The following is a 22092-nucleotide window of genomic DNA, read 5'->3' as shown; positions in this document are numbered from 1 at the left end:
TGTGAATTTTTCTGCTGCGCGGCCCGCTGGCCGCAAAGCGCGGTACCCGGGTCTGGCCGATTGGGCTGATCTGTCTGGACCCTGCGCGCCGTGCGCATGGGCAGCAGGCCGCTCGCGATGACATCTTCACACTTCTCAGGTCAGCACCGGATGCAGCACGAGTCGGCGCCCCTGCCGCGCGCTCGGCGGCGTGGGCCACAGCGCGTCGAGCATGGTCAGGGCCAGCACCTGCAGCGCGTCCCACGGCGCGTGCGGCAGGGCGTCGGGGCGCAGTCCCTTGACCGCCTGGTCGCATTGCGCGGCAAGCTGCAGTAGCCGCTCCAGATCGGGGGTGCGCAGGCGCGGCAGTGCCCGCTCGAGCAGCTTTTCCTTCACGCCCCAGATGCGGTTGGCGCGCAGCAGCGCGGGCATCGGCTGGCCACCGTCCAGCCCCTGGCGGATGCGCAGCCAGGCGCGGATGTCGTCGGACAGAGTCCAGTGCACCAGCACCGGGGCTACGCCTTCGGCCTGCAGTCCGGCGAGCATGCGCAGCAGCCGGGGCGCATCGCCGCCGAGCACCGCTTCGCCGAGCTTGAACACGCTGTAGCGCGCCACGTTGAGCACCGCCTGCTCCACGGTCTCGGGGTCGAGCTCGCCCGGCGGGCACAGCAGCGCGAGCTTTTCGATTTCCTGATGTGCAGCCAGCAGATTGCCCTCGACCCGTGCGACCAGAAAGTCGAGCAGTGCGCGCTTGGCGTCGCCCGACGGCAGGGTGAAGCCGTGGCGCTGCAGCCGGGCAGCAATCCACCGCGGCAACTGGACCAGCTCCACGCTGTCCACCCGCACGACCACACCGGCCTGCGCCAGCGCGCCGAACCAAGCGGATTTCTGTGTGGCGGTGTCCAGCCGGGGCAACACGATCAGCGCCATCACCTGCGGCGACAGATGTCCTGGCAGCGCCGCCAGCGCCTCGGCACCGTCGCGCCCAGGCTTGCCGCCAGGGATGTGCAGCTCGATCAGCCGCCGCCCGCCGAACAGGCTGATCTCGCGGCTGCCGGCGAGCAGCCGCGCCCAGTCGAAGCCGCGCTCGACCGTGTGGCTCTCGCGCTCGTCGAAGCCCTGTGCCCGTGCACGGGCACGGATGGCGTCGATCGCTTCGTTGACCAGCAGCACCTCGTCGCCGTGCACGGTGTAGAGCGGCGCGAGTTTGCTGGCGAGATGTGCGTCGAGTTGGTCGGCGGTGATCTGCATCAGCTTGGCATCCTCACTGCGGCGAGCTGAAACATTAGGCGGTTGATCAGTTCCTCGCGCATGCCGCGGTAGAGCAGATCGGACTCGTTGGCCTTGGCCAGCGTGGCGCTGGCGCTGTAGCTCAGGTTGCTGGTCTGCGTCAGCTCAGTGGGTGCGATAAGCACCTTGCCCTGCGGCGTGGCCAGCTGAAAGCGCACGGTGTAGCGCAGCTGGTATTGCGCTACCGTGCCGTCGGCGTTGTACGCCTGCGGGGTCTGGGTCTGCGATTCGCCCAGCACGGTGAACACCGCCTGCGCCGACTCGGCGCTCGGTGCGATGCGGGTGGAGGTGGTCGAGGCGATCCGACGCTCGAGTGCGATGACGAAGGGCGAGGTCGGCGCGCCCTGGACATACAGCGATTGGAAGGCCAGATTGGTCGAGCCGCGCAGCTGAAAGCCGCAGGCGGCCAGCAACAGGAGCGGGGCGAGGGTGAAGACGCTGCGCCGCTGCATTCAGACCACCACATTGACCAGCCGGCCGGGAACGATGATCACCTTTTTCGCCGCCTTGCCTTCGCTGAACCGGGCAAAGTCGGGGCTGGCCAAGGCGGCGGCCTCGATCGCGGCCCGGTCGGCGCCCGCCGGCACGGCGATCGCGCCGCGCAGCTTGCCGTTGACCTGCAGCACCAGCTCGATGGTGTCCTGCACCAGCGCGGCAGCGTCCACCTGTGGCCACGGCGCATCGATCAGGTCGCCGAATTCGCGGACGTAACCAAGCTCGGCCCACAGCACATGCGCGATATGCGGCGTGGCAGGGTAGAGCACGCGCAGCAGGATGCCGAAGCCTTCGCGCAGCGCGGCGGGCATGCCGGCTGCCGCGGCGTCTACCCCCTCGAGGGCGTTGAGCAGTTTCATCGCGCCCGACACCACGGTGTTGTACTGCATGCGCTGGTAGTCGGAATCCACCTGCTGTAAGGTTTGGTGCACCTGGCGGCGCAGCCTGCGCGTGGCCTCACCCGGCTCGCCGGAGGTTGCCGCCATGCCGTGCAGCTTCACGCCGAAGGCCCAGACCCGCTTGAGAAAGCGGTGCGCGCCTTCGACTGCAGCATCGTTCCACTCCAGTGTGGCCTCGGGCGGCGCGGCAAACATGGTGAACAGCCGCGCGGTGTCGGCGCCGAAGCGGTCGATCAGGTCCTGCGGATCGACGCCGTTGTTCTTGCTCTTGCTCATGGTGCCCACGCCGCCGTAGTCCACCGCCGAGCCGTCGGCCTTGAGCCGCGCGCCGACGATGCGGCCGTGCGCGTCGAGGATGTTCTCGACCTCGTGCGGCCAGAAGTATTCGATGCCCCCCTGCGGCGTCTTGCGCGAGTAGATGTGGTTGAGCACCATGCCCTGGGTGAGCAGACGCTGGAACGGCTCGTCGATGTTCAACAGCCCGAGGTCGCGCATCACCTTGGTCCAGAAGCGCGCATACAGCAGATGCAGGATGGCGTGCTCGATGCCGCCGATGTACTGGTCCATCGGCATCCAGTAGTCGGTGCGGGCATCGACCATCGCCGCGTGGTTGTCGGCGCAGGTGTAGCGCAAAAAGTACCAGCTCGAGTCGACGAATGTGTCCATGGTGTCGGTCTCGCGCTGCGCTGGCTTGCCGCAGCGTGGGCACGGCACGTTGACGAACTCGGCGCACCTGGCCAGCGGGTTGCCCGAGCCGTCGGGGATCAGGTTTTCAGGCAGCACCACCGGCAGGTCGTTTTCCGGCACCGGCACCGCGCCGCAGTCCGGGCAGTGGATGATGGGAATCGGCGTGCCCCAGTAGCGCTGGCGGGAAATGCCCCAGTCGCGCAGCCGGTACGTCGTGCGCTTTTCGCCCAGGCCTTTGGCGGCAAGCAGCTCGGCGACCTTGTCCACCGCGGCCTTGTGCGCCAGGCCATCGAGCACGCCCGAGTGCACGCACACCCCGCGCTGCTTGTCGCCGTACCAGTCGGCCCAGGCGTCTGTGGAAAAGGTCTCGCCGTCAACCTGGATCACCTGCCTGATCGGCAGGCCGTATTTCTTGGCGAACGCGAAGTCGCGCTCGTCATGCGCCGGCACGCCCATCACCGCGCCGTCGCCATAGCTCATCAGCACATAGTTGCCCACCCATAGCGGCACCGCCTCGCCGGTCAGCGGATGGGTGACCGACAGGCCCAGGGGCATGCCCTCTTTTTCCTTGAGCGCGAGCTCCGCCTCGGTGGTGCCGCCCTGCTGGCAGCGGGCGATGAACGCGGCAAGCGCCGGGTTGCCCGCCGCGGCATGCGCCGCCAGCGGATGCTCGGGGGCGACCGCGCAGAAGGTCACGCCCATGATGGTGTCGGCGCGGGTGGTGAACACATACAGCCGGCCGCCCTGGATCAGCTGCCCGTCGGCGTCGCGGATCTGATGTTCGAAGGCAAAGCGCACCCCTTCGCTCTTGCCGATCCAGTTTTCCTGCATCAGCCGCACGCGCTCGGGCCAGCCGGAGAGATAGTTCTTGCTCTGCGGGTCGGCTACCGCGGCGAGCAGTTCCTCGGCGTAGTCGGTGATCTTGAAGTAGTAGCCGGGAATCTCGCGCTTTTCCACCAGCGCGCCGCTGCGCCAGCCGCGGCCATCGATCACCTGTTCGTTGGCCAGCACGGTCTGGTCGACCGGGTCCCAGTTCACCACCTGGGTGCGGCGTTCGGCGATGCCCTTTTCCAGCATCTTGAGGAATAGCCACTGGTTCCACTTGTAGTAGTCGGGCGAGCAGGTGGCAACCTCGCGGCTCCAGTCGATCGCCAGCCCCATGGCCTGCATCTGTCGCTTCATGTAGGCGATGTTGTCATACGTCCACTTCGCCGGCGGTACCCGGTTTTTCATCGCCGCGTTTTCCGCGGGCAGACCGAATGCATCCCAGCCCATGGGCATGAGCACGTTATGGCCGTTCATGCGCAGATGGCGGGCGAGCATGTCGTTGATGGTGTAGTTGCGCACATGGCCCATGTGCAGCTTGCCCGAAGGGTAGGGCAGCATGGAGCAGGCGTAAAACTTGGTGCCCGGCTTGTCCTCGCGCACGCGGTAGGCATCGGTGGCTTGCCAGTGGGCTTGCGCGGTGGCTTCGACCGCGCTGGCGTCGTACTTCTCGTTCATCGGGTGGATTGCGGGTTGGGGCCGCGGGGATGCCCCAAACGGGCGGGCTGCGGCACGAACCGCCATGTTAGTGTTCGCGCCGCCGCTTGCGCCTGCCGCCAAGCCGGTCTCCAATGAACGCCATCGCAACCACAGTACAAGACCATGCCACAGACCGCTGTCGATTCCCGATTGCCGCCGCAGCGGCAGAGCTGGCCAAACTTGGCGTGCAGATGCACACCGGCAAGCGGCAGCTGATGGGTGGGCTGCCCAAGGGGAGCCTGTTCATCGAAGGGCATTTCGTCCGTTTCGTCGACTGGCTTGCGCTACCGCATGCATCTGCACGCTCTGCACAGCTTGTGGAAAACGGTTTTCCTGACCCTTGGGGTGCTTGATCTTGCGCACCGTCGAGCCGTGCATCAAGCTGCACTGGCCGGTCCGGTCGATTCGCCGGTCTGGCGCTCGCGCAGCTGGTCGGCCACGCCCTGCATCGCGCGGTCCATCAGGCCCTGGGCTTCGAGCGGCAGAATCTGCCCCTGCGCGGCCATACGTTCGAGCGCACGGCGGGTCATGGAATGGGCACGGCCGCCGACCTTGCTGGAAAACATGTAAAACAGCCCCTGCGGGCTGCGCCAGGTGAGCTGTGCGCGGGCGCTGCGCCCCTGGATCTGCAGCTGCACCCAGGTGCCGATGTCTAGCGAGGCGATCAGCCCGGCGACTTCGGCGGGCGACAGCAGCGCGCCGCTCTGGGCAGGTGGTGCGCCGGCCGGGCCATCGGCCGAGGGCGGTGCCGCGTCGGCCGCAGTCGGCTGGGCTTCTGCGGGGATGTCGCTGGCTTCGATCAGGCCGCTGGTGAGCTTTTCCTCGTTGCGCACCAGGGCTTCGGGCATGGCGCTGGCGGCTGCGGGGCTGGGCTGCGGGTGCAGCAGCCGCGACCATTCGCGCTGCAGCAGCAAGGCATCCTCGCGCGACACTGCCTGCTGCGCCGCGCCTTGGCCACGGATCGCCTGCGCCTGCGCCTGCATCAGCCAGCTCATGAATTCCTGCCGCCGCTCGGCGGGCAGCGAGATCAGGTCTAACCCCTGCCCGAGCCGCTGCACCAGAGTGGGCAGCAGCTTGAGCAGCGCCTTGCGGTCGGCCTCCTGCGTCTTGGGCTGCACGCTCCAGATCAGGTCGCTAGCGGTCTGCTTGTAGGTCTGCGTGGTCTGGGCTTCCTCGCCAAAGCGCAGCACCGACTCGGCCAACACCGTGGACCAGTGCTTGAGCATGAAGTCGCGCAGCTGGGTGTGGGTCTGCAGCCGGGAGAACACCTCCTGCAGATGGCGGTACAGCGCGCCGTGCAGCAGGCTGCGGAACTCGGCGCGCTTGAGCGCTTCCACCGCGTCGGCCTGCTGCTGCTCGACCGCGGCGGCGGTGTCGGCGATGTGGCGCTGCAGGTCGGCAAGCTGCTGCGCGAACACCGTGGCATCGTCCTCCTCGGCGTTGACGATGGCCTCGACCATGCGCGAGAGAAACGGCAGAAAGCGCTGCGCCGCGGGCTCGTCCACGCTGCTGAATCCGGCGCTGTATTCGGCCACGCGGTTGAGCAGTTTGCGCGTGGGGTGGTTGCGCGATGAAAACAGGCTGGCGTCGCGCAGACCTAGGCGCAGCACCGGAATCTGCAGCCGCGCCAGCTGTGCCTTGACCGCGGGCAGCAGCTTGGGGTCGGCCAGGATGTGATCGAACAGCAGCGACACCACGTCGATGGTCAACCGCTCCAGGGGTCGGTTGGTGGCTTCGTACAGGCTTTGCCGGTGCTGTTCGATGAGGTTGACCGTTGCGGCGGCGCTGGCCGACTCGTCTGGCCAGTGCACGTCGCGCAGGCCCAGGCGGTCGGTCAGCAGCAGGCGGTCGAGGGTGTCGCGCAGCTGCGGGTTCAGGCCAACGGCCTGGCCGAACACGGAGGGGCCGAGTCCGGACGCAGGCGCGCCCTGCGGTTCGCCGCCAGCCGGTGCGCTGCTGATTCTCCCGGACAGCAGTTGCTGCAGCGCGTCGAGGTTGAGCTCGGCACCGCTGCCGGCAACGGCCTGCGGCGCTGGGTCGCCCGCCACGTCTGCGGCGGCGCGCGCCGGGTCGCGGCGCGGCTGCCGGTAGTGCGCAGGCTCGACATGCAGCTCGGCCAGCCGCTTGTTGTACAGCGCATAGGTGTCTTTCAGCGCCGCGGACATGCCCTTGCCGAACGCGCGCAGCAGACCCAGGCGTTCCTCGGCCTCGAGTTCGACCACGCCCAGAGCGTGATGCAGCGATTTGCTGAATACCTCCGGGCGCAGTGGGTTGGGTTGCGGCGTAGCGTGCGTGCCCGCGCGCAGGCTGTCCAGGCGCGCGCCGAGGTCACGCACCTCCCACTGCGCTTCCGATTCGAGCAGATGGGTCAGGCGCGAAACTTCCACACCCTCTTCCAGGTCGGATTCATCAACCAGTTCCAGCACGTCGAGCTGCAGTTCCTTCGGGGCAACCGGTTTTTTGCCGTGCAGTTCCTCGTCGAGCACCGCGCGAAAGCGTTCGGCAAAGGCTTGGACCAGCCGGGCCTCGTTTTGCCGCAACGCGTGGCTCATGTCGGAAAACTGCTGTCGGTCGCGGCCGCTGCCGGCAGTCTCGGCTTGTTGTTCCAGCGTTTCGATCACCCGGCGCACGACCGAGCGCATCAGTTCGTCTGAACGCTGGATGGCATCGTCGATGCACGACTGAAAAATTTTGGACGGTAGCATGGTGCAATGCGAGGGCGACGTCCTGCAGTCCTCGGTGAACCTCGGACACTTTGCACAATGTAATCCGATTTACGCGGCGATTTCCTCCTTTTGCGCAAAATCCACGGCCCGGGCGCGCCTTGCGCTGTACCCGGGCCGTGCGGTGTTGCGACAGATCAATCCTGCGCGCGGGCGCAGCAGGCGGCGTGCGTGCCGTGCTCCGGATGACCTGTGGCAGCCGCGGCCGCTGGCGGCGCGATGCGCCCGGTGCGCTGCAGTTCTTCGCGCAGCGTCCGCGCGGCCTGCACCATGTGGCGCAGCGCAGCCTCGGTTTCCGGCCAGGCGCGGGTTTTCAGCCCGCAGTCCGGATTGACCCACAGCCGCTCGACCGGGATGCGCTGCGCCGCGCGGCGCAGCAGTTGCACCATATCGTCCACCGAGGGCACGCGCGGCGAGTGAATGTCGTAGACGCCCGGGCCGATGTCGTTGGGGTAGGCAAAGTCGCTGAAACCGTCGAGCAGTTCCATGTTCGAGCGCGAGGTTTCGATGGTGATGACGTCGGCGTCCATCGCGGCGATCGACGGCAGGATGTCGTTGAACTCCGAGTAGCACATATGGGTGTGGATCTGCGTGTCGTTGCGCGCCACAGCGGCGGACACGCCGAACGCGCGCACCGCCCAGGCGAGATACCCGTCCCAGTCGGCCCGTTTGAGCGGCAGGCCCTCGCGGAACGCGGGCTCGTCGATCTGGATGATGGCAATGCCGGTGTTCTGCAGATCGTCCACCTCGTCACGTACCGCCAGCGCCAGTTGCAGTGCCACCTCGCTGCGCGGCATGTCGTCGCGCACGAAGCTCCACTGCAGCAGGGTGATCGGGCCGGTGAGCATGCCCTTGACAGGCCTGGTGGTCAGCGACTGCGCATGGCGCGCGGTGTCCACGGTCATCGGCTCGGGGCGCCAGACATCGCCCCAGAGGATGGGCGGCTTGACGCAGCGCGAGCCGTAGCTCTGCACCCAGCCGTTGGCGCTGAAGGTGTAGCCCCACAGCTGCTCGCCGAAAAACTCGACCATGTCGTTGCGCTCGGCCTCGCCATGCACCAGCACGTCCAGGCCGATGTCCTCTTGCTTGCGGATGACCATTTCGATTTCCGCGCGCATTTTCTGCAGATAGTCGGTCGGGCGCAGCTCGCCGCGACGCCACGCGGCGCGTGCGGCGCGGATTTCGGCGGTCTGCGGGAACGAGCCGATGGTGGTGGTGGGCAGCACAGGCAGTTGCAGGCGTGCATGCTGCGCGGCGATGCGCACCGCATACGGCGCGGCGCGGCGCGCGTCGGCCTCGGTGAGCGCGGCCACACGGCGACGCACCTGCGGCAGGGTGATACGCGGGCTATTGCGGCGCGACTGCAGCGCCTGCGCATTGGCCTGCAGCGCATCGCGCACCGCATCCTCCCCGTGGTCGAGGGCGGTGGCGAGCACGCGCAGTTCCTCCAGCTTTTCCTCGGCGAAGGCCAGCCACGGGCGTACCTCGGGGTTCAGCCGGCCGCCGTCCTCGCCGCGCAGGCTCACCGGCACATGCAGCAGCGCGCACGACGGCGCGATCCACAACCGCTCGCCTAGCGCGGCGTGCAGCGGCTTCAAGGTGGACAACGCCGCGGCCAGATCGCTGCGCCACACATTGCGGCCGTCGATCACCCCTGCGGACAGCACCCAGTGCGGCGGTAGCGCGTCGCGCCAGGCGGTCAGCTGCTGCGGCGCGCGCACCAGATCGAGATGCACCCCGTCGACCGGCAGCGCGGCCAGCGTGGCCGGGGACAAGCTGATCGACTCGAAATATGTGGTCAACAGCAGCTTGGGCCGCAGCGTTCCGGCAGAGGTGGACGCGACAGCCGGCAGCGCGGCGTAAAGCGTGGGTAGCGCGTCGCGCCAGGCTGTGTCGAGGTCCAGGGTCAGCGCCGGCTCGTCGAGCTGCACCCATTGCACCCCGAGTTCGGCCAGGCGCGCAAGGATGCGTGCATAGGCCCTGGACAGCGCCGGGGCCAGGCTCAGGCGGTCGAATCCCGGCTGGTGCGACTTGGACAGCCATAGAAAGGTCAGCGGCCCGACCAGCACCGGCTTAGGCGTGTGCCCGGCGGCCTGCGCCTCGCGCACGCGGTCGAACAGCCAGTCCACGCCGCCGTCGAAACGGGTGGCCGCGTCCAGCTCGGGCACCAGATAGTGGTAGTTGGTATCGAACCATTTGGTCATTTCCATCGCCGGCTGCGCCGCGTTGCCGCGGGCCAGCGCGACATACTGCGTCAGGTCCAGCGTCTTGGGGTCGAAGCCGAAGCGCGCAGGCAGCGCGCCCAGCAGCGCCGCAGTGTCGAGCATGTGGTCATACAGCGCAAAGTCGCCCACGGTAGCAAAGCCCAGCCCGGCGGCGCGTTGCACCTCCCAGTTGCCGGCACGCAGTCGCGCCGCAGTGGCCTGCAGCGCGGCTGCGTCGCTTTTGCCTTGCCAGAAACTCTCGAGTGCAAACTTGAGTTCGCGCTGTGGGCCGATGCGGGGATAGCCGAGGATGTGGGTGGTGGTCATGCCGATTCTCCAGAGGGAAATACGAAACAGCCCGGCAGTGTGCGCAACGGACGCAATTGAATCAAGCGATGAATTTTTAGGTTATGCTGAAATCCATTCAACCTGGAGGCTGCGATGCTCGAACTCCGCCACCTGCGCTCGCTGCTGGCGATTGCCGAAACCGGGCGGATCAACGCTGCTGCCGAAGCCGTGCACCTCACGCCGTCGGCGCTGTCGCACCAGTTGCGTGCGCTGGAAACGCATTACGGCATGCCGCTGCTGCTGCGCGATGCGCGTGGTCTGCGCTTCACCCCGGCGGGAGAGCGGCTACTGGCGCTGGCGCGGCAGATGCGCGAGGCGGTGCAGGCCGCCGAGCTGGATCTGCAGCGCATCCAGGGCGATACCCGCGGTAGCCTGCGGCTGGTGCTCGAATGCCACACCTGCTTCGAATGGTTGATGCCGGTGATGGACGCGTTCCGCCAGCGCTGGCCGGATGTCGAGGTGGACCTGGTGTCGGGCTTCCACAGCGACCCCGAGGCGCTGCTCAGCAAGGGCAAGGCTGATCTGGTGATCGGCGCGCTGCGGCCCGCGGGCCGGCAGTGGGTGTCGCTGCCGCTGTTTCGCTTCGAAATCCTGCTGGCGCTGCCTCCTGGCCATCCGCTGTGCAGCAAGCGTTCGGTGCGCGCGGCCGATCTGGTAGGACAGACGTTGATCACCTATCCTGCGCCCGATGCCCGCATCGACATCATCCGCGAGGTGCTGCAGCCCGCCGGAATCACCCTGCCGCGTCGCACCGCCGAGCTGACGATCGCCATCCTGCAGCTCGTCGCCAGTCGCCGCGGCGTGGCCGCGCTGCCAAACTGGGCGCTCAAGCCCTCGGTGGACAGTGGCTATGTGCAGGCGCGGCGTATCGGCCCGCGCGGGCTGTGGAGCGAGCTGTATGCCACCGTGCCGCGCGATCTGGCACAGCGACCGTATGTGCACGACCTGGTGGACATCGCCCGGCAGAGCATTGCCACACGTCTGGACGGCGTGCAACTGCTGTGAGCGCAAGGGCAGTGCGGTCCGCAGGGCAAGCTGACACGCTGTGCACGTCTGGCGGCAGCGCCGCACAATCAAAAGCAACGCTGAACAAGTCCCCTGCGCGCTGCGATCCGTCCTGCGGGCGGTCTGCGGTGCAGCCCTCGCTGGCCGTCGTTACGGCTATGGCTGCAGTGTGCGCCTTGCATCCCATCCCGCAGCCCGGCGTGCAGCATCACAAGGACTTGTGCAGTGTTGCCCAAAATTTTCCAACCCCTGAAGGAGCAAGGCATGCCACATAAGACCCTCACCCTGCACACTGCCGACGGCCAGACCATCGGCGCCTACCTCGCCGAACCCGCTGGCAAGCCGCGGGGCGGCATTGTCGTCGTTCAGGAAATCTTCGGCGTCAACGCGCACATCCGCAGCGTGGCCGACAGCTATGCCGCAGAGGGCTATGCGGCCATTGCCCCCGCGGTGTTCGACAGCATCGAAAAAGATGTCGAGCTCGGCTACGACCAGGCCGGCATGGAAAAGGGCATCGCCCTGGTCGCCGCGTTGGGGTTCGACCGTGCGCTGGAATCGGTGCGGGCTGCGGCCAAGGCGGTGGCCTTTGCCGGCAAGGTCGGCGTGGTGGGTTTTTGCTGGGGCGGCAGCGTCGCCTACCTGGCTGCGATCCGCAATGGCCTACCCGCGGTGAGTTACTACGGCGGCCGCAATGTGCAACTGATCGGCGAAAAGGCCAAGGGGCCGCTGCTGTTCCACTACGGCCTGCGCGATGCACACATCTCCGAGGCCGAGCGCGAGGCGGTGCGCGCGGCCAACCCCACCGCGGAGTTCTATGTGTACGACGCCGACCACGGTTTCAACTGCGACGCCCGCGCAAGCTATGACGCCAAGGCCGCGGCACTGGCGCGCGGGCGCACCCTGGCGTTTTTCGCCAAACACTTGAAATGAAGGAGCGCGCGGCGATGGGCGATACTGCGCGTTTTCACCGTTTCGCCCATGGCCCTGCACCGTATCCGCCGCATTCCCGCGCCGCCTGCCGAAACCTGGCTGCCTGCCCTGCCTTGCGGGCGGCGCAGCGGCATAAAGCGCTGGCTGACCCATCCCGGTTCGCTCACCCACCGCCTGCGGCAGCACAGCACCCGGTTCGAACTGCGGCTGCTGCGGCAGGGCCCGGCGCGCGCGCTGCGCGATGAATACCCGCTGCTTGGCCTGCCGCCGGGCCGCAAGGTGTGGCGCCGCGACGTGCTGCTGATCGCCGACGGCATGCCACGTGTGCTCGGCCACAGTGTGTGCCAGCTTTCCGCGCTGCGCGGGCCGTGGCGGCTGCTGCGGCATCTGGGCATCAAGCCCGTGGGTGACGCGGTGTTCACCCGCGCGCAAACCCGGCGCAGCATCATGCGCGTCAAGCGCCTCACCTCGCGCGATCCCCTGCTGCGCCTGGCCGCAGCGCACGCCTGCGGCAGCCCGCTGTGGGCGCGCCGCTCGGCTTTTGTCTTTGGCGGCAGCGCGCTGTGGGTCAGCGAGGTGTTCTTGTCCGTGGAGTGAATAAGCTCGCGAATCGCCGTGAGCTCGCGGCAACACTTCGCGATTCGCGCCCGGATCATTTCGCAGAATTGCGATCCATCAAGCATCCAAATGTTTGAATATTTGTAATGAGATGAAACTTTGGGAGCCACGCCAGACGAGCGCGGCGCCCAACGATCCACACGTCTTTTTCAGGAGAACTTCGCATGCTGGTCAACAATCTTTGAGAGCGCTACTCACCCTTGTACTTTCTTGCCGCGCTCGGTGCAGGAGGTCTGTCGGTGTCCTTTTTCAACTATCCAATGTTTCTGCTGCCGCACCCGGATACGCCGATGGCGACTTTCAATTACATCTGGCCGGCGCGGCCTTTTTCGTTTTTGGCATGTTTTTCATCACCTTTGGTCTGGTCAATCCGCAGCTGATCGAGGACGGATCGCTGGGGTATTTCCTGCTGATGACGCCATTCGTCCTCGTGCAGGCCAAGACCATCCAGGTGTTTGTGCGGCTGGTCGTCAAGCTGTTGTTCAAGCCGGGTCTGCAATGGGCCTCGGCCTGAGGCGGCGCAGGCGGTCAATCAACTCAGAAGTTGTGAATCTTTCTGCTGCGCAGCCCGCTGGCGGTGTTGCGCGGTGCTCGGGTCTCGCCGATTGATCCGGCGCCCGGGCGTGCAGGATGAGGGCCTGTGAACACCGGCGGGCGCAGGTGGCCCCAGGGCCGGGCTTGCTCGATCTGGCTGGCCACGCGCAGCAGCAGATCTTCCCTGCCCCAGGCCGAGACGCACTGCACACCCGTCGGCAGGCCGCGATGGTCGATCGCCCAGGGCACCGACATCGCCGGCACGCCGGCGAGGTTGGCCAGTTGGGTGAACGGGGTGCGGTGCAGGTTGTCGAACGCCAGCTGTTCCACCAGACCGGTGCGGCGCAGCAGTCCGCCCAGGCCAAAGCGCAGAATCAGGCGCAGCGCGGCCTGCTGCCAGGGTGGGGCAGCGAGTTCCTTGATCCGCGCCGGCGGCTGCGCGCAGGTCGGCGTGAGGTACAGATCGAAACGCGAGAACAGCGCGCCCAGCGCGCGCATTGGCGCGTTCCAGCGGGTCCGTGACAGCGCATATGTGCCGGCCGGCAGATGACGCCCGATCAGCCCCAGCGCCTGCGTGTCGGTTTCGAATGCCGAGCGTGGCACGCCCTGCGTCTGCCACCACTGCAGCTGCGCAGCCACCTGACCGAAGTACATGGTGAGATAGTCGCGCGCGATCTGCATGCCGTCGCCCACCGGATCGACCCGCTCCACACTGTGGCCCAGCGACTGCAGTAGCTCGGCGCAATCGGCTGCGGCCTGCGACCAGGCCGCATCCACCGCACCGCTGATCGGCGAGGCGGTGCTCAGCGCGATGCGCAAATGTCCCGGCGGCTGACCCACCTCCTGCGCATACGGGCGCACCGGTGGCTTGACGATGAACGGATCGCCGGGCTCGTTGCCGGTGATCACATCGAGCAGCGCCGCGCTGTCGCGCACCGAACGCGAAATCACATGCGTGCTGACCGCCCCCTCCCACAGCTCGTCGAACTGGGGCGCGCAGCTCACCCGCCCGCGCGAGGGTTTGAGTCCGAACAGGCCGCAATACGCCGCAGGAATGCGGATCGAGCCCCCGCCATCCGACGCGGCGGCCACCGGCACGATGCCCGCAGCCACCGCCGCGGCCGCTCCGCCGGACGATCCACCCGGCGTGTGATCCAGATTCCAGGGATTGCGCGCGGGCCCGAATGCCACCGGTTCGGTGATGGCCTTCAGACCCAGCTCCGGCGTGTTGGTCTTGCCAAACATGACCAGCCCCGCCCGCTGCCAGCGCCGCACGACGGCATCGGTCTGCTTGGCGGGGATGCGGGCCAGACGGGCATTGCCCTGGCTGGTGGGTACGCCGGCCAGATCCATGCCTAGGTCCTTGAGCAGGAAGGGAACCCCGTCAAACGCTCCCGAGTTGGGCGTCTGCTGCCGCACCAGCGCCGCTGCCTGCTGACGAAAATCGGCAATCACCGCGTTGATCCGCGGATTGACCGCATCACACCGCGCCAGCGCCGCTTCCAACGCCTGCGCCGCCGTCAATTCGCCGCGACGAATCCGGGCTGCGATTTCCAGACCGTCTTCCACTGCCGGGTCAGTTGAGGGTTGCAACGCCATGTCTGCACTGTAACAGGCCGTTGAAAAACTACTGCGGTGGGCCATCTGCGGCGTTGCGCGGTGCGCGCTGCCTCGCCTATCTATTTGATATGTCTTGGTCGCTGCGCGCCGTGCGCCTTGCATCTGGCCATCCTCGCGACGTTTTTCAACAGCCTGTTAGGGCCTGTCAACACAAACCGCGAAGGCCATCGACCACCAGCAACAGCGCACCGAGCAGATTGGGCAATGCCGCAGCCAAGCGGCCATAGAGGGCCAGCAGCGGGTTGCCAAGATAGGTCAGGGTTTGGTTGACGGTTTCCATCATCGATCTCCAGAAAGTCATTCAGCCAGCGCGGCGCGTGCTGCTCAAGCGGTGCAGCCGCACCGCGGCAGGGGCGAGCAAGCCGGCAAGGGCCAGCCAGATCCGCCCCAGGATCAGCGACAGCATATTGCGCGCGTCCACGCGACGCCGCGCCCGCCGCAGCACGCCGGGCAAATCCGGCAAATCCTCCGGCGCGGCATGCAGCTGCTGCGCCAGACGGTGCTCGAAATCATGGTCGGTGGATGTCATGTCATGGTCTCCGTTCGAGTTGACAGCCTGAGGTCGACTGTTCGGACGCAGCGCTGCGCGCAAACGTCACATCAGAGAATGTCCATCATTCTGTGCTCCGCTGCGGTGGTTCCGGTCGTCTGGACAGCTACCGGGTCGGAATAAGCTAAGGCCGGTGGCCGGGGGTTGGTTTTGACTTTCCCGGTTTTTATCCAAAATGGCACGAGCGCTGTGGAGCTTGTGGGCAAAGGGGCGCGCGGTGGGAGAGTCGCCAGACTTTTCCACGGCAAGCACCCCGGTTCACCGCAGGCGAATTGTCCACAAATCCACAGCGTCCCTCCCTCAGGCCGCCCGCAGGGCGGTCTCCTGTTGCCCGAAGTACGCCTCGTCGGGCGTTTAACTGACAACCCTGGTCGGTGTTGAAGATCTCGGGTGCGCCGTAGCGGGCGATGGCTTCCTCGAGCGCGGCCACGCAGAAGTCGGTCGTGAGCGTGTTCGACAGCCGCCACGCGAGCACCCGAGGGGTGGCCCAGTCGACGATCGCCACCCGGTACAGGAAGCCCTTGGCCATCGGGATGTAGGTGATATCGGTGGCCCACACGTGGTTGGGCCGGTCGATCTTCAGCCCGCGCAGCAGGTACGGATGGACCGGGTGCGCAGGATGCGGCCGGCTCGTGTTGCGCCGCGGCCCGACCGCCCACAGCCCCATCTTGCGCATCAGCCGCCGAATCCGCCTTCGCCCGACCGGCGTGCCCTCTCGCGCGAGCACCCCCTGCATGCGCCGGCTGCCGTACATCGGGTGGTCGGTGAAGATGCGGTCGATGCGTCGCATCAGCGCCAGTTCCTCGGCCGAGTCGCCCGTCAGCCGGTAGTAGAGGCTGCTGCGCGCCACGCCCAGCAGCGCGCACTGGCGCACCACCGACAGTTCGCCCTAGCCGCGCCCAATCATCGCCCGCCTCTGAGCAGCCGGGAGTGTGCGGGCTGCCCGGCCAAAAAATCGCGCTCTACCTTCAACTGCCCGATCTGCCAATACAACTCGTCGATCGTCTTTTGCGGGTCGCCCTCGGCCTTCTTCGCCCCGCGCTCGAACAGCTCCGCTGCCCGCCGCGCCAGCTCCTGCTTCCAGGTGCTGATCATCGTCGGGTGCACCCCGTACTCGGCCGACAACTCGGCCAGCGTCTTCTCCCCGCTCATCGCCGCCATCGCGACCTCGCCTTGAACTGCGCGCTGTGCTGCTTGCGTTTCACGCCCATGTTTCACACCTCAACTGTCCGGTCGGCCTTGGCGTATCCAACTGTCCAGTTTTCCGGCACCGCCGCAAACAGCACGTTCAACGGCAGGGTCCTTCCATCCGTCATTTTGAACGACAAGCCGCGGATGAGGCGGGACAGCCGTCCTGCATCCGCGACCAAGGGAAGATCGCCGCGCGCCACGAGCCGCCTGGACAGGTGCGCCTGAGGGAGCAGCAGATCTGCTGTGGGCATCATCGACAAGACCACCCACTGCCTCACGTGCCCGCAGTGCGGCGCGGCTGAAACGGCCGACGTACTCGACAAGGGGTCGAACTGGAGCGGTTCACACTGGCAGAGTGGCGCGAAGTTCGAGCGCTTCGACATGACGTGGTCAGGTGGTGGCAACGCAGAGCCCGATCTTGTCTGGGCGACCTGCAAACTGTGCTCCGTCCCCGCTCAAAGGGAAGTCCGGTAGGGTTAACCACTTCGACTGGGTCACAGCAACCGAGGAAGCCGCCACCATGGGACGACTGATTGATGGGGATGACGGCTTGCCCGCTGAGGACGTTGGTGTCTGGGCGAAAGAGAAGCACCAGTACCTCTGTCGCTACATCGATATTTCGCGGGCGGTCTGCTCTGGATGGACGGCGCCAGGCAAAGCTGGCGCCACATTCATCGATCCGTTTTGTGGCCCAGGGCGCTCGAAAGTTCGTGAGACAAGCGAATGGATTGACGGGGGCGCGGTAGCTGCCTGGAAGAAGGGCTGCGAGGGCGGCGCTCCATTCACGCACGTCTACATAGGCGACCTCGACGCGCAAAGGCGTGAGGCCAGCGCGACACGATTGCGCCAGCTAGGCGCACCTCCGGACCGGCGGATCTGTTGCAGCGGCCAAAGCCGCATTTCGCCGCAGATGCACGCGGAGGCACGATCCAACCCGCCAAATCACGCCAAAACACGCAGGCGCGTGGGACACGCGCTCGCGCCATCGACTTCAGAGCACGGCCTCCAGCCCCTTGCGTTCGATGAGGTCGAGCAGCTTCTGCGAGGGACCACTGGGTTTCTTGTCGCCCACTTCCCACTTGCGCACGGTCGAGACGCTGGTGTTGAGGACCGATGCCAGCACGGCCTGACTCAAGTGCAGGCGTTCGCGCAAGGCGCGCACTTTCTCAGCGTCGTATTCATGCACCGGCTCCAGGCACAGCGCGTCGTACTTGCGCATCTTGCGCTTGTCGATGAAGCCCAGGCGATGCAGGTCACGCGCCGTCTCATGAACGGCCTGCAGCAGGCGGCTCTTGGACTTAGCTTTGGTTGTCATGGCAAATCTCCTGCAATGTTCCGTCGGCAACGGATTCATCCAACTGGCGCGCGGGACGGGCCAGCAGATCGGCCGCCAGATCCTGCAGCGCCTCCAGTTCCTCGTCATCGATGTTGGTCCGCTCGTTTTTCTCGAAGCCGTAGACGAAGAACCAGCGATCGCCCTTGTTGGTGGCGATCAAGGTGCGCGCGCCACCACGCTTGCCGCGGCCAGCCAAGCCCACGCGCTTTTTCACGACGCCACCGCCCAGGTCGGCATCGATGAGGCCCGCGGCCATCTCCTCGACCGCTTGACATAAACCGGCGTCTGTCAGTTCGGTCTTGCGCATCCAACGGGCGAAGTGGCGCGTCTTGAAGACTCTTCTCATCTATAAAGTATGCCACTTAGTGGCACTATGTGTCGAGAGGTTCCTTGCTCTCCGTTCAGACGGTTGGCCACGATCTGCAACGCCCGCTGCCACCGCCGCCACGCCGTGGTGCGGTCGCAGCCCAAGCGGGTGTAGATGTCGCGCCAGCGGCGCAGGGTTTTGACCGACAGGCCGCCAGCGGGCGCCGATATGCCGGGCTCGTCGGGGCAAGTGCAACCCATGAACGGCTAAGCCGTTGATTCACAATGCTTTCGTCGCGCCGTTTCGGTTATTGCGATTTCGGATATTTCGTTTATAATGGCCTCAGACCCAACTTTGAGCCGCTGAGGAGAGCCTCATGAACACTCCCGCCATCCCGAAAACGCTGCCGTCAGCCGAGGACATCGCGCTCGCCCGGGAATCCGGGCGCGTGCTCTCGACCGTGCTCCAGACCCGCGCCGAAACCCAGCAGATCGACTTCCATGACGAAAAGGGCGCGGTGCGCACCGTGTCGATCCCGACTTCGGCGTTGCGCCTGCTGCTCGACGTCCTGACCGAGATCGGCCAGGGCAACGCCGTGTCGATCATCCCCATCCATGCCGAGCTGACGACGCAGGAGGCTGCCGACGTGCTCAACGTCTCGCGCCCCTTTCTCGTCCAGTTGCTGGAGAAAGGCGAGATCCCGTTCCACAAGATCGGCACGCATCGCCGCGTGCGTTACCAGGACGTGATCGCCTACAAGAACCGGATCGACGCCGAGCGCCGCAAGGCGCTCGATGAACTGGCGGCCCAGGCCCAGGAACTCGGCATGGGGTATTGACTGGATGAGTTCGCACTTCACCGTCGTCTATGACGCCTGCGTGCTCTATCCGGCACCCCTGCGCGACCTGTTGTTGATGCATCTGGCGCTGTCGGATCTGTACCGGGCGCGCTGGAGCGACATGATTCACGATGAGTGGACGCGCAACGTACTGGCCAGCCGTCCCGATCTCACTCAAGACCAGCTGAACCGGACGCGCCAGCTGATGAACGCCCACGTCCGGGATTGCCTGGTCACCGGCTTCGAGTACCTGATTCCCTCGATCGATCTGCCCGATCCGGACGACCGCCATGTGGTGGCGGCCGCCATCCACTCCGGGGCCAGCCTGATCGTGACCTTCAATCTCAAGGACTTCCCGCCCGAGGCGCTCAGGCCCTACAACCTCGCCGCCCAGCATCCGGACGACTTCATCGTCGATCTGCTGGACCTGCATCCGGCAGGAGTGCTGGAGGCTGTAGCCAGCCACCGGCGATCACTGAAGAACCCGCCCAAGACGGCGGACGAATATCTGGACACCCTACTGGCGCAGGGGCTGACGCAATCGGTGGCGGTGATGCGCCAATGGATCGTGGCCATGTGAACGGCCAAGGGAGAAAGCATGGGCAAGAAGACCCTGACCAACTCGCACTGCCTGCTGGAACTGACCGAGAAGGCGCAGGCAGGTGTCCTCAAAGCCTTTAGCGGATTGCCCGAATGCCAAGCGCTGGCCCGCGGCTTCGACTGGCCGCAGGATGATGGCGCGCTTCCGGCGGCCCTGGTCGAACACATCAAGCATCTCCGCAAAGAACAGCGTGATCCGGCCGAGCGCGAGGCGCTGCGGGTGCTGCGTCTCGCGTCGCCGCGCGGTTCGGCCATCCTCGCCACCGTCGCCGAACAGCTCAACGACAACGATCTGATCGCCCTGTTCCTGTCGCAAGACGGCGGCGAGATCGGCCGCTCAGTCTGGATGCGTACGCACTCGGATGAGTCTGCGCGGCTGCGTACCGGCATGCGCATGGCTGCGTTGGCCAGACCCATCTCGAACGGCAAATCGCGCAGGGTCACGCTAGAGTCGCGCACTTCATGCAAGCGGGCTTCCAGTCCCTCGGCAGCGATGAGGGTCGGCAGGGGGCGGCCGCGCACGTCGGTATCCCGCAGATCGAACCGCTCGAGAAACGCCCGGTTGGCGGAGAGGACCGTCAGATCCGAAGCCAATACGACCAGCCCGTCGGGAATCGCGGAAAACACCCGTTCCGCGTATTCCTCGAGCGCCAAGATGGCCTGCCGGTCGGCGTGGATATAGGTGTCGATGGCGAGTGCCATGTCCAGGAGGACAATCTTGATGAGGGACTGGATGGCGGCCAGCCGTTCTTGCTCCCCTTCCAGCCGTTGAAAGATCTCGGGGAGCAGATCGACGAGATACTTGGCATAGGCGCCCAGATACCACTGGGTCTTAAGACCCACGCGCTGGTGCGCGATGCCCACCCGCAGGCGGTGGCGGATATAGTCCGGGCCGTAGTCGCCTGCGGCGTCAAGGGCAGCAAGGGGGAGAATCCTTCCGTGGCCGCCAGATAGTCCTTGCGCTCACCCCGCCGGCGCCAGTCAGGAATCGCCAGCTGGTGCCGTATGGCCGCCACCGAGCGCCGCGAAAGCACAACCCCGTATTGGCTCTCCAGAAGCGCTGCAATCGCCTCGTCGGACAGCGGACGTGCCAAATGCCCTTCCCGAATCTGCGTTTTTTCGCCTTTGATCAAGGCATCGACACGAAGGCAGTGAAGCTGCCGCTCGTTGGGAAACAGCACGTTCAACGGCAGGGTCCTTCCATCCGTCATTTTGAACGACAAGCCGCGGATGAGGCGGGACAGCCGTCCTGCATCCGCGACCAGGGGAAGATCGCCGCGCGCCACGAGCCGCCTGGACAGGTGCGCCTGGGGGAGCAGCACCCGCATAAGCGGGTCGCCAGAGATCAGATAGGGCGCCTGGATGTCGAGCAGCGCTTCGATCAGCGCGTGCGTGAGCCGGTTACGGCTGTTGATGAGACGCAGCCGATGAAGCGTGGCCGTCAGTTCCTTGGGCAAGGCCTGGCGCGACGGGAGCGCCCGCAGCAGCGCCTCGTCGAAGCGGTACGCGCGCACATGGCAGGTGTTGGCGTAGACGAACGACAGGCCCCCGGCGTGGTCGCACACCTGTCCCAGACAGGCCGCGCGCGCGGCGTTGACCTCCCCCACGTCCACCCTCACCGCCCCGCTCCAGGTGCCCGCCATTACCCGACCGGACTCGCGCAATAAGGCAAATGAAGCGCTGGCCTCCACCCGGGCGACGTAGCGCTCGAACTGGCGCAAGGACAACTCCAGCAAACGGGCCAGCATGATCTTGCCCAACAGCGTCGGCGCCATGTCACAGGCGTGTTTTCAGTCGCCGCCGCCCGGCAGTTTGCATCGCCAACCCATGGTTCGTCACGCATTGATTCATAACGACACGGCCTCGCGCACGCGCGCGAGGCAAGCAGAGAAAAACAGAGAACAGAGAGGCGGTAGCGGGCCAAAAGTCCAAGAATGGGCAGGGTGGCGCGCGCGAGGCCAACCCGCGCAGGCGCGCCAACACGGGCGTTCCGGGCAGGCGTAAAAAAGCCCGAAACGGGTTCGGGCTTTTGGGATTGGTGGCCAGGGGCAGAATCGAACTGCCGACACGCGGATTTTCAGTCCGCTGCTCTACCAACTGAGCTACCTGGCCAAGGCTGTTTGGCAAGACATTGCGCTGAGCATGTCTTGGAAAAACGGCCATATTACCAAATTTCGCAGGGCGTTCTTCCTGTTGGCAGGTGATGTCAGTTGGCGGTGGGGCCGGAGTTGGGGTCGTCGGGTGGGTCGGTTTTGTTGCGGCCGCTGCGTCCCAGATCGACGCCAAGCTGCTTGATTTTGCGGTACAGGTGGGTGCGTTCCAGGCCGGTCTTTTCTGCGACCCGCGTCATGCTGCCGTTTTCGCGCGCGAGGTGGAACTCGAAGTACGCGCGCTCGAACTCGTCGCGCGCTTCGCGCAGCGGCCGGTCGAGCAGGAAAGCACGCTCGGCCGGCAGGGACGGGGCTTGGGACGTCTCGGTGCTGGCGGCGCTGCCGGCGGGCGCCGGGCTGCCGGCGAGCGGGCGGGGGGTGGGTTTGGTCAGGGCCTGGGAGACGGCCTGCAGCAGTTTTTGCAGGGCGATGGGTTTTTCGAGAAAGGCCAGGGCCCCGATGCGGGTGGCTTCGACGGCATGATCGATGGTGCCGTGGCCTGACATCATGATGACCGGCATGGTCAGCTGGCCATTGCTAGCCCATTCCTTGAGCAGGGTCACGCCATCGGTGTCGGGCATCCAGATGTCGAGCAGCACGAGGTCGGGCCGCGCCTGGGCGCGAAGCTGTCTGGCCTGCGCAGCGTTTTCGGCCAGGGACACGCTGTGTCCCTCGTCGTTGAGAATCTCGGAGAGCAGTTCCCGGATTCCCATCTCGTCATCGACCACCAAAATGCTTGCCATACCAATTCACTCTCACAGGAAA

21 protein-coding genes, 1 tRNA gene and 4 pseudogenes are annotated in these 22092 nt (G+C 66.1%); 9 read left to right on the top strand and 17 right to left on the bottom strand.

Going from position 1 to position 22092, the window contains the following annotated elements:
- Positions 1–135: 135 nt before the first annotated feature.
- From holA to leuS, 3 genes are read right to left on the bottom strand one after another with little or no spacing between them, the layout of a single operon-like run.
- Entirely contained in the window at positions 136–1230 is a 1095-nt protein-coding gene (holA, locus tag ACZ47F_RS03550) for a DNA polymerase III subunit delta (protein WP_464925922.1), read from the bottom strand.
- Positions 1230–1721 carry an LPS-assembly lipoprotein LptE gene (locus tag ACZ47F_RS03545; RefSeq protein WP_464925921.1) on the bottom strand — a complete coding sequence of 164 codons (492 nt, stop codon included), beginning with the start codon at positions 1719–1721 and terminating at the stop codon, positions 1230–1232. Before ACZ47F_RS03545 ends, holA begins: the two co-directional genes overlap by 1 nt.
- A complete protein-coding gene (gene leuS / locus ACZ47F_RS03540; RefSeq protein ID WP_464925920.1) occupies positions 1722–4352 on the bottom strand; it encodes a leucine--tRNA ligase in 2631 nt (876 codons plus the stop codon).
- A 113-nt stretch (positions 4353–4465) separates the two neighbouring features.
- On the opposite strand from leuS, the gene ACZ47F_RS03535 reads away from it, so the two are divergent.
- The gene (locus tag ACZ47F_RS03535; RefSeq protein WP_464925919.1) at positions 4466–4726 is read left to right on the top strand and encodes a hypothetical protein; all 261 of its coding nucleotides are present in this window, start codon (positions 4466–4468) and stop codon (positions 4724–4726) included.
- 24 nt (positions 4727–4750) lie between these two features.
- Here the strand turns inward: ACZ47F_RS03535 and ACZ47F_RS03530 are convergent, their stop codons facing one another.
- Positions 4751–7078 (bottom strand): DUF1631 family protein, encoded by a 2328-nt coding sequence (locus ACZ47F_RS03530; protein ID WP_464925918.1) that lies wholly within the window; start codon positions 7076–7078, stop codon positions 4751–4753.
- A gap of 155 nt (positions 7079–7233) precedes the next feature.
- Entirely contained in the window at positions 7234–9627 is a 2394-nt protein-coding gene (gene metE, locus ACZ47F_RS03525; protein ID WP_464925917.1) for a 5-methyltetrahydropteroyltriglutamate--homocysteine S-methyltransferase, read from the bottom strand.
- 114 nt (positions 9628–9741) lie between these two features.
- Between metE and ACZ47F_RS03520 the strand changes: the two genes are divergently transcribed.
- From ACZ47F_RS03520 to ACZ47F_RS03505, 4 genes are all read left to right on the top strand, one after another.
- Positions 9742–10653 (top strand): LysR family transcriptional regulator, encoded by a 912-nt coding sequence (locus ACZ47F_RS03520; protein ID WP_464925916.1) that lies wholly within the window; start codon positions 9742–9744, stop codon positions 10651–10653.
- Between the two features lie 264 nt (positions 10654–10917).
- On the top strand, positions 10918–11583 hold the full coding sequence (locus ACZ47F_RS03515) for a dienelactone hydrolase family protein (RefSeq protein WP_464925915.1): 666 nt from the start codon (positions 10918–10920) through the stop codon (positions 11581–11583).
- 48 nt (positions 11584–11631) lie between these two features.
- The gene (locus ACZ47F_RS03510; protein WP_464925914.1) at positions 11632–12180 is read left to right on the top strand and encodes a chorismate--pyruvate lyase family protein; all 549 of its coding nucleotides are present in this window, start codon (positions 11632–11634) and stop codon (positions 12178–12180) included.
- A 361-nt stretch (positions 12181–12541) separates the two neighbouring features.
- Positions 12542–12715 (top strand): hypothetical protein, encoded by a 174-nt coding sequence (locus tag ACZ47F_RS03505; RefSeq protein ID WP_464925913.1) that lies wholly within the window; start codon positions 12542–12544, stop codon positions 12713–12715.
- A gap of 23 nt (positions 12716–12738) precedes the next feature.
- On the opposite strand, the gene ACZ47F_RS03500 is transcribed toward ACZ47F_RS03505, so the two are convergent.
- From ACZ47F_RS03500 to ACZ47F_RS03475, 6 genes are all read right to left on the bottom strand, one after another.
- A complete protein-coding gene (locus ACZ47F_RS03500; RefSeq protein ID WP_464925912.1) occupies positions 12739–14334 on the bottom strand; it encodes an amidase in 1596 nt (531 codons plus the stop codon).
- Positions 14335–14500: 166 nt separating this feature from the next.
- Entirely contained in the window at positions 14501–14635 is a 135-nt protein-coding gene (locus ACZ47F_RS03495; protein WP_464925911.1) for a hypothetical protein, read from the bottom strand.
- 21 nt (positions 14636–14656) lie between these two features.
- The gene (locus ACZ47F_RS03490) at positions 14657–14884 is read right to left on the bottom strand and encodes a hypothetical protein (protein WP_464925910.1); all 228 of its coding nucleotides are present in this window, start codon (positions 14882–14884) and stop codon (positions 14657–14659) included.
- A 187-nt stretch (positions 14885–15071) separates the two neighbouring features.
- The gene (locus ACZ47F_RS03485) at positions 15072–15782 is read right to left on the bottom strand and encodes an IS3 family transposase (protein ID WP_464925909.1); all 711 of its coding nucleotides are present in this window, start codon (positions 15780–15782) and stop codon (positions 15072–15074) included.
- 26 nt (positions 15783–15808) lie between these two features.
- The gene (locus ACZ47F_RS03480; protein WP_464925908.1) at positions 15809–16066 is read right to left on the bottom strand and encodes a transposase; all 258 of its coding nucleotides are present in this window, start codon (positions 16064–16066) and stop codon (positions 15809–15811) included.
- Between the two features lie 53 nt (positions 16067–16119).
- Positions 16120–16479 (bottom strand): hypothetical protein, encoded by a 360-nt coding sequence (locus ACZ47F_RS03475; protein ID WP_464925907.1) that lies wholly within the window; start codon positions 16477–16479, stop codon positions 16120–16122.
- A 137-nt stretch (positions 16480–16616) separates the two neighbouring features.
- Between ACZ47F_RS03475 and ACZ47F_RS03470 the strand changes: the two are divergent.
- Positions 16617–16907: pseudogene (locus ACZ47F_RS03470) on the top strand (hypothetical protein); the annotation flags it as partial.
- A gap of 180 nt (positions 16908–17087) precedes the next feature.
- Here the strand turns inward: ACZ47F_RS03470 and ACZ47F_RS03465 are convergent.
- Positions 17088–17411 (bottom strand): helix-turn-helix domain-containing protein, encoded by a 324-nt coding sequence (locus ACZ47F_RS03465; RefSeq protein ID WP_464925906.1) that lies wholly within the window; start codon positions 17409–17411, stop codon positions 17088–17090.
- Positions 17395–17739 carry a type II toxin-antitoxin system RelE/ParE family toxin gene (locus ACZ47F_RS03460; RefSeq protein WP_464925905.1) on the bottom strand — a complete coding sequence of 115 codons (345 nt, stop codon included), beginning with the start codon at positions 17737–17739 and terminating at the stop codon, positions 17395–17397. Before ACZ47F_RS03460 ends, ACZ47F_RS03465 begins: the two co-directional genes overlap by 17 nt.
- 376 nt (positions 17740–18115) lie before the next feature.
- On the opposite strand from ACZ47F_RS03460, the gene ACZ47F_RS03455 reads away from it, so the two are divergent.
- From ACZ47F_RS03455 to ACZ47F_RS03445, 3 genes and pseudogenes are all read left to right on the top strand, one after another.
- Complete coding sequence (locus tag ACZ47F_RS03455; protein ID WP_464925904.1) at positions 18116–18577, top strand: helix-turn-helix domain-containing protein; 462 nt, start codon at positions 18116–18118, stop codon at positions 18575–18577.
- Between the two features lie 4 nt (positions 18578–18581).
- Positions 18582–19157, top strand: a complete 576-nt coding sequence (locus tag ACZ47F_RS03450; protein WP_464925903.1) for a PIN domain-containing protein — start codon at positions 18582–18584, stop codon at positions 19155–19157.
- An 18-nt stretch (positions 19158–19175) separates the two neighbouring features.
- Positions 19176–19556, top strand: a pseudogene (locus tag ACZ47F_RS03445) (hypothetical protein); the annotation flags it as partial.
- A gap of 143 nt (positions 19557–19699) precedes the next feature.
- On the opposite strand, the pseudogene ACZ47F_RS03440 reads toward ACZ47F_RS03445, so the two are convergent.
- The 4 genes and pseudogenes from ACZ47F_RS03440 to ACZ47F_RS03425 form a co-directional block, all read right to left on the bottom strand.
- Positions 19700–20020: pseudogene (locus ACZ47F_RS03440) on the bottom strand (protoglobin domain-containing protein); the annotation flags it as partial.
- A 185-nt stretch (positions 20021–20205) separates the two neighbouring features.
- Positions 20206–20388 (bottom strand): annotated as a pseudogene (locus ACZ47F_RS03435) (hypothetical protein); the annotation flags it as partial.
- A gap of 825 nt (positions 20389–21213) precedes the next feature.
- Positions 21214–21289, bottom strand: a tRNA-Phe gene (locus ACZ47F_RS03430).
- A gap of 94 nt (positions 21290–21383) precedes the next feature.
- Positions 21384–22070 (bottom strand): response regulator, encoded by a 687-nt coding sequence (locus ACZ47F_RS03425; protein ID WP_464925902.1) that lies wholly within the window; start codon positions 22068–22070, stop codon positions 21384–21386.
- Positions 22071–22092: the final 22 nt, after the last annotated feature.

Source organism: Thiomonas islandica (genome assembly GCF_055383445.1).
This window is presented reverse-complemented; position numbering and strand designations above follow the sequence as displayed.

Excerpts from the sequence above, each read along its gene's own strand:
- holA (WP_464925922.1), bottom strand. The coding sequence starts at position 1,230 with ATGCAGATCACCGCCGACCAACTCGACGCACATCTCGCCAGCAAACTC.
- ACZ47F_RS03545 (WP_464925921.1), bottom strand. The coding sequence starts at position 1,721 with ATGCAGCGGCGCAGCGTCTTCACCCTCGCCCCGCTCCTGTTGCTGGCC.
- leuS (WP_464925920.1), bottom strand. The coding sequence starts at position 4,352 with ATGAACGAGAAGTACGACGCCAGCGCGGTCGAAGCCACCGCGCAAGCC.
- ACZ47F_RS03535 (WP_464925919.1), top strand. The coding sequence starts at position 4,466 with ATGAACGCCATCGCAACCACAGTACAAGACCATGCCACAGACCGCTGT.
- ACZ47F_RS03530 (WP_464925918.1), bottom strand. The coding sequence starts at position 7,078 with ATGCTACCGTCCAAAATTTTTCAGTCGTGCATCGACGATGCCATCCAG.
- metE (WP_464925917.1), bottom strand. The coding sequence starts at position 9,627 with ATGACCACCACCCACATCCTCGGCTATCCCCGCATCGGCCCACAGCGC.
- ACZ47F_RS03520 (WP_464925916.1), top strand. The coding sequence starts at position 9,742 with ATGCTCGAACTCCGCCACCTGCGCTCGCTGCTGGCGATTGCCGAAACC.
- ACZ47F_RS03515 (WP_464925915.1), top strand. The coding sequence starts at position 10,918 with ATGCCACATAAGACCCTCACCCTGCACACTGCCGACGGCCAGACCATC.
- ACZ47F_RS03510 (WP_464925914.1), top strand. The coding sequence starts at position 11,632 with ATGGCCCTGCACCGTATCCGCCGCATTCCCGCGCCGCCTGCCGAAACC.
- ACZ47F_RS03505 (WP_464925913.1), top strand. The coding sequence starts at position 12,542 with ATGTTTTTCATCACCTTTGGTCTGGTCAATCCGCAGCTGATCGAGGAC.
- ACZ47F_RS03500 (WP_464925912.1), bottom strand. The coding sequence starts at position 14,334 with ATGGCGTTGCAACCCTCAACTGACCCGGCAGTGGAAGACGGTCTGGAA.
- ACZ47F_RS03495 (WP_464925911.1), bottom strand. The coding sequence starts at position 14,635 with ATGGAAACCGTCAACCAAACCCTGACCTATCTTGGCAACCCGCTGCTG.
- ACZ47F_RS03490 (WP_464925910.1), bottom strand. The coding sequence starts at position 14,884 with ATGACATCCACCGACCATGATTTCGAGCACCGTCTGGCGCAGCAGCTG.
- ACZ47F_RS03480 (WP_464925908.1), bottom strand. The coding sequence starts at position 16,066 with ATGGCGGCGATGAGCGGGGAGAAGACGCTGGCCGAGTTGTCGGCCGAG.
- ACZ47F_RS03475 (WP_464925907.1), bottom strand. The coding sequence starts at position 16,479 with ATGTCGAAGCGCTCGAACTTCGCGCCACTCTGCCAGTGTGAACCGCTC.
- ACZ47F_RS03465 (WP_464925906.1), bottom strand. The coding sequence starts at position 17,411 with ATGACAACCAAAGCTAAGTCCAAGAGCCGCCTGCTGCAGGCCGTTCAT.
- ACZ47F_RS03460 (WP_464925905.1), bottom strand. The coding sequence starts at position 17,739 with ATGCGCAAGACCGAACTGACAGACGCCGGTTTATGTCAAGCGGTCGAG.
- ACZ47F_RS03455 (WP_464925904.1), top strand. The coding sequence starts at position 18,116 with ATGAACACTCCCGCCATCCCGAAAACGCTGCCGTCAGCCGAGGACATC.
- ACZ47F_RS03450 (WP_464925903.1), top strand. The coding sequence starts at position 18,582 with ATGAGTTCGCACTTCACCGTCGTCTATGACGCCTGCGTGCTCTATCCG.
- ACZ47F_RS03425 (WP_464925902.1), bottom strand. The coding sequence starts at position 22,070 with ATGGCAAGCATTTTGGTGGTCGATGACGAGATGGGAATCCGGGAACTG.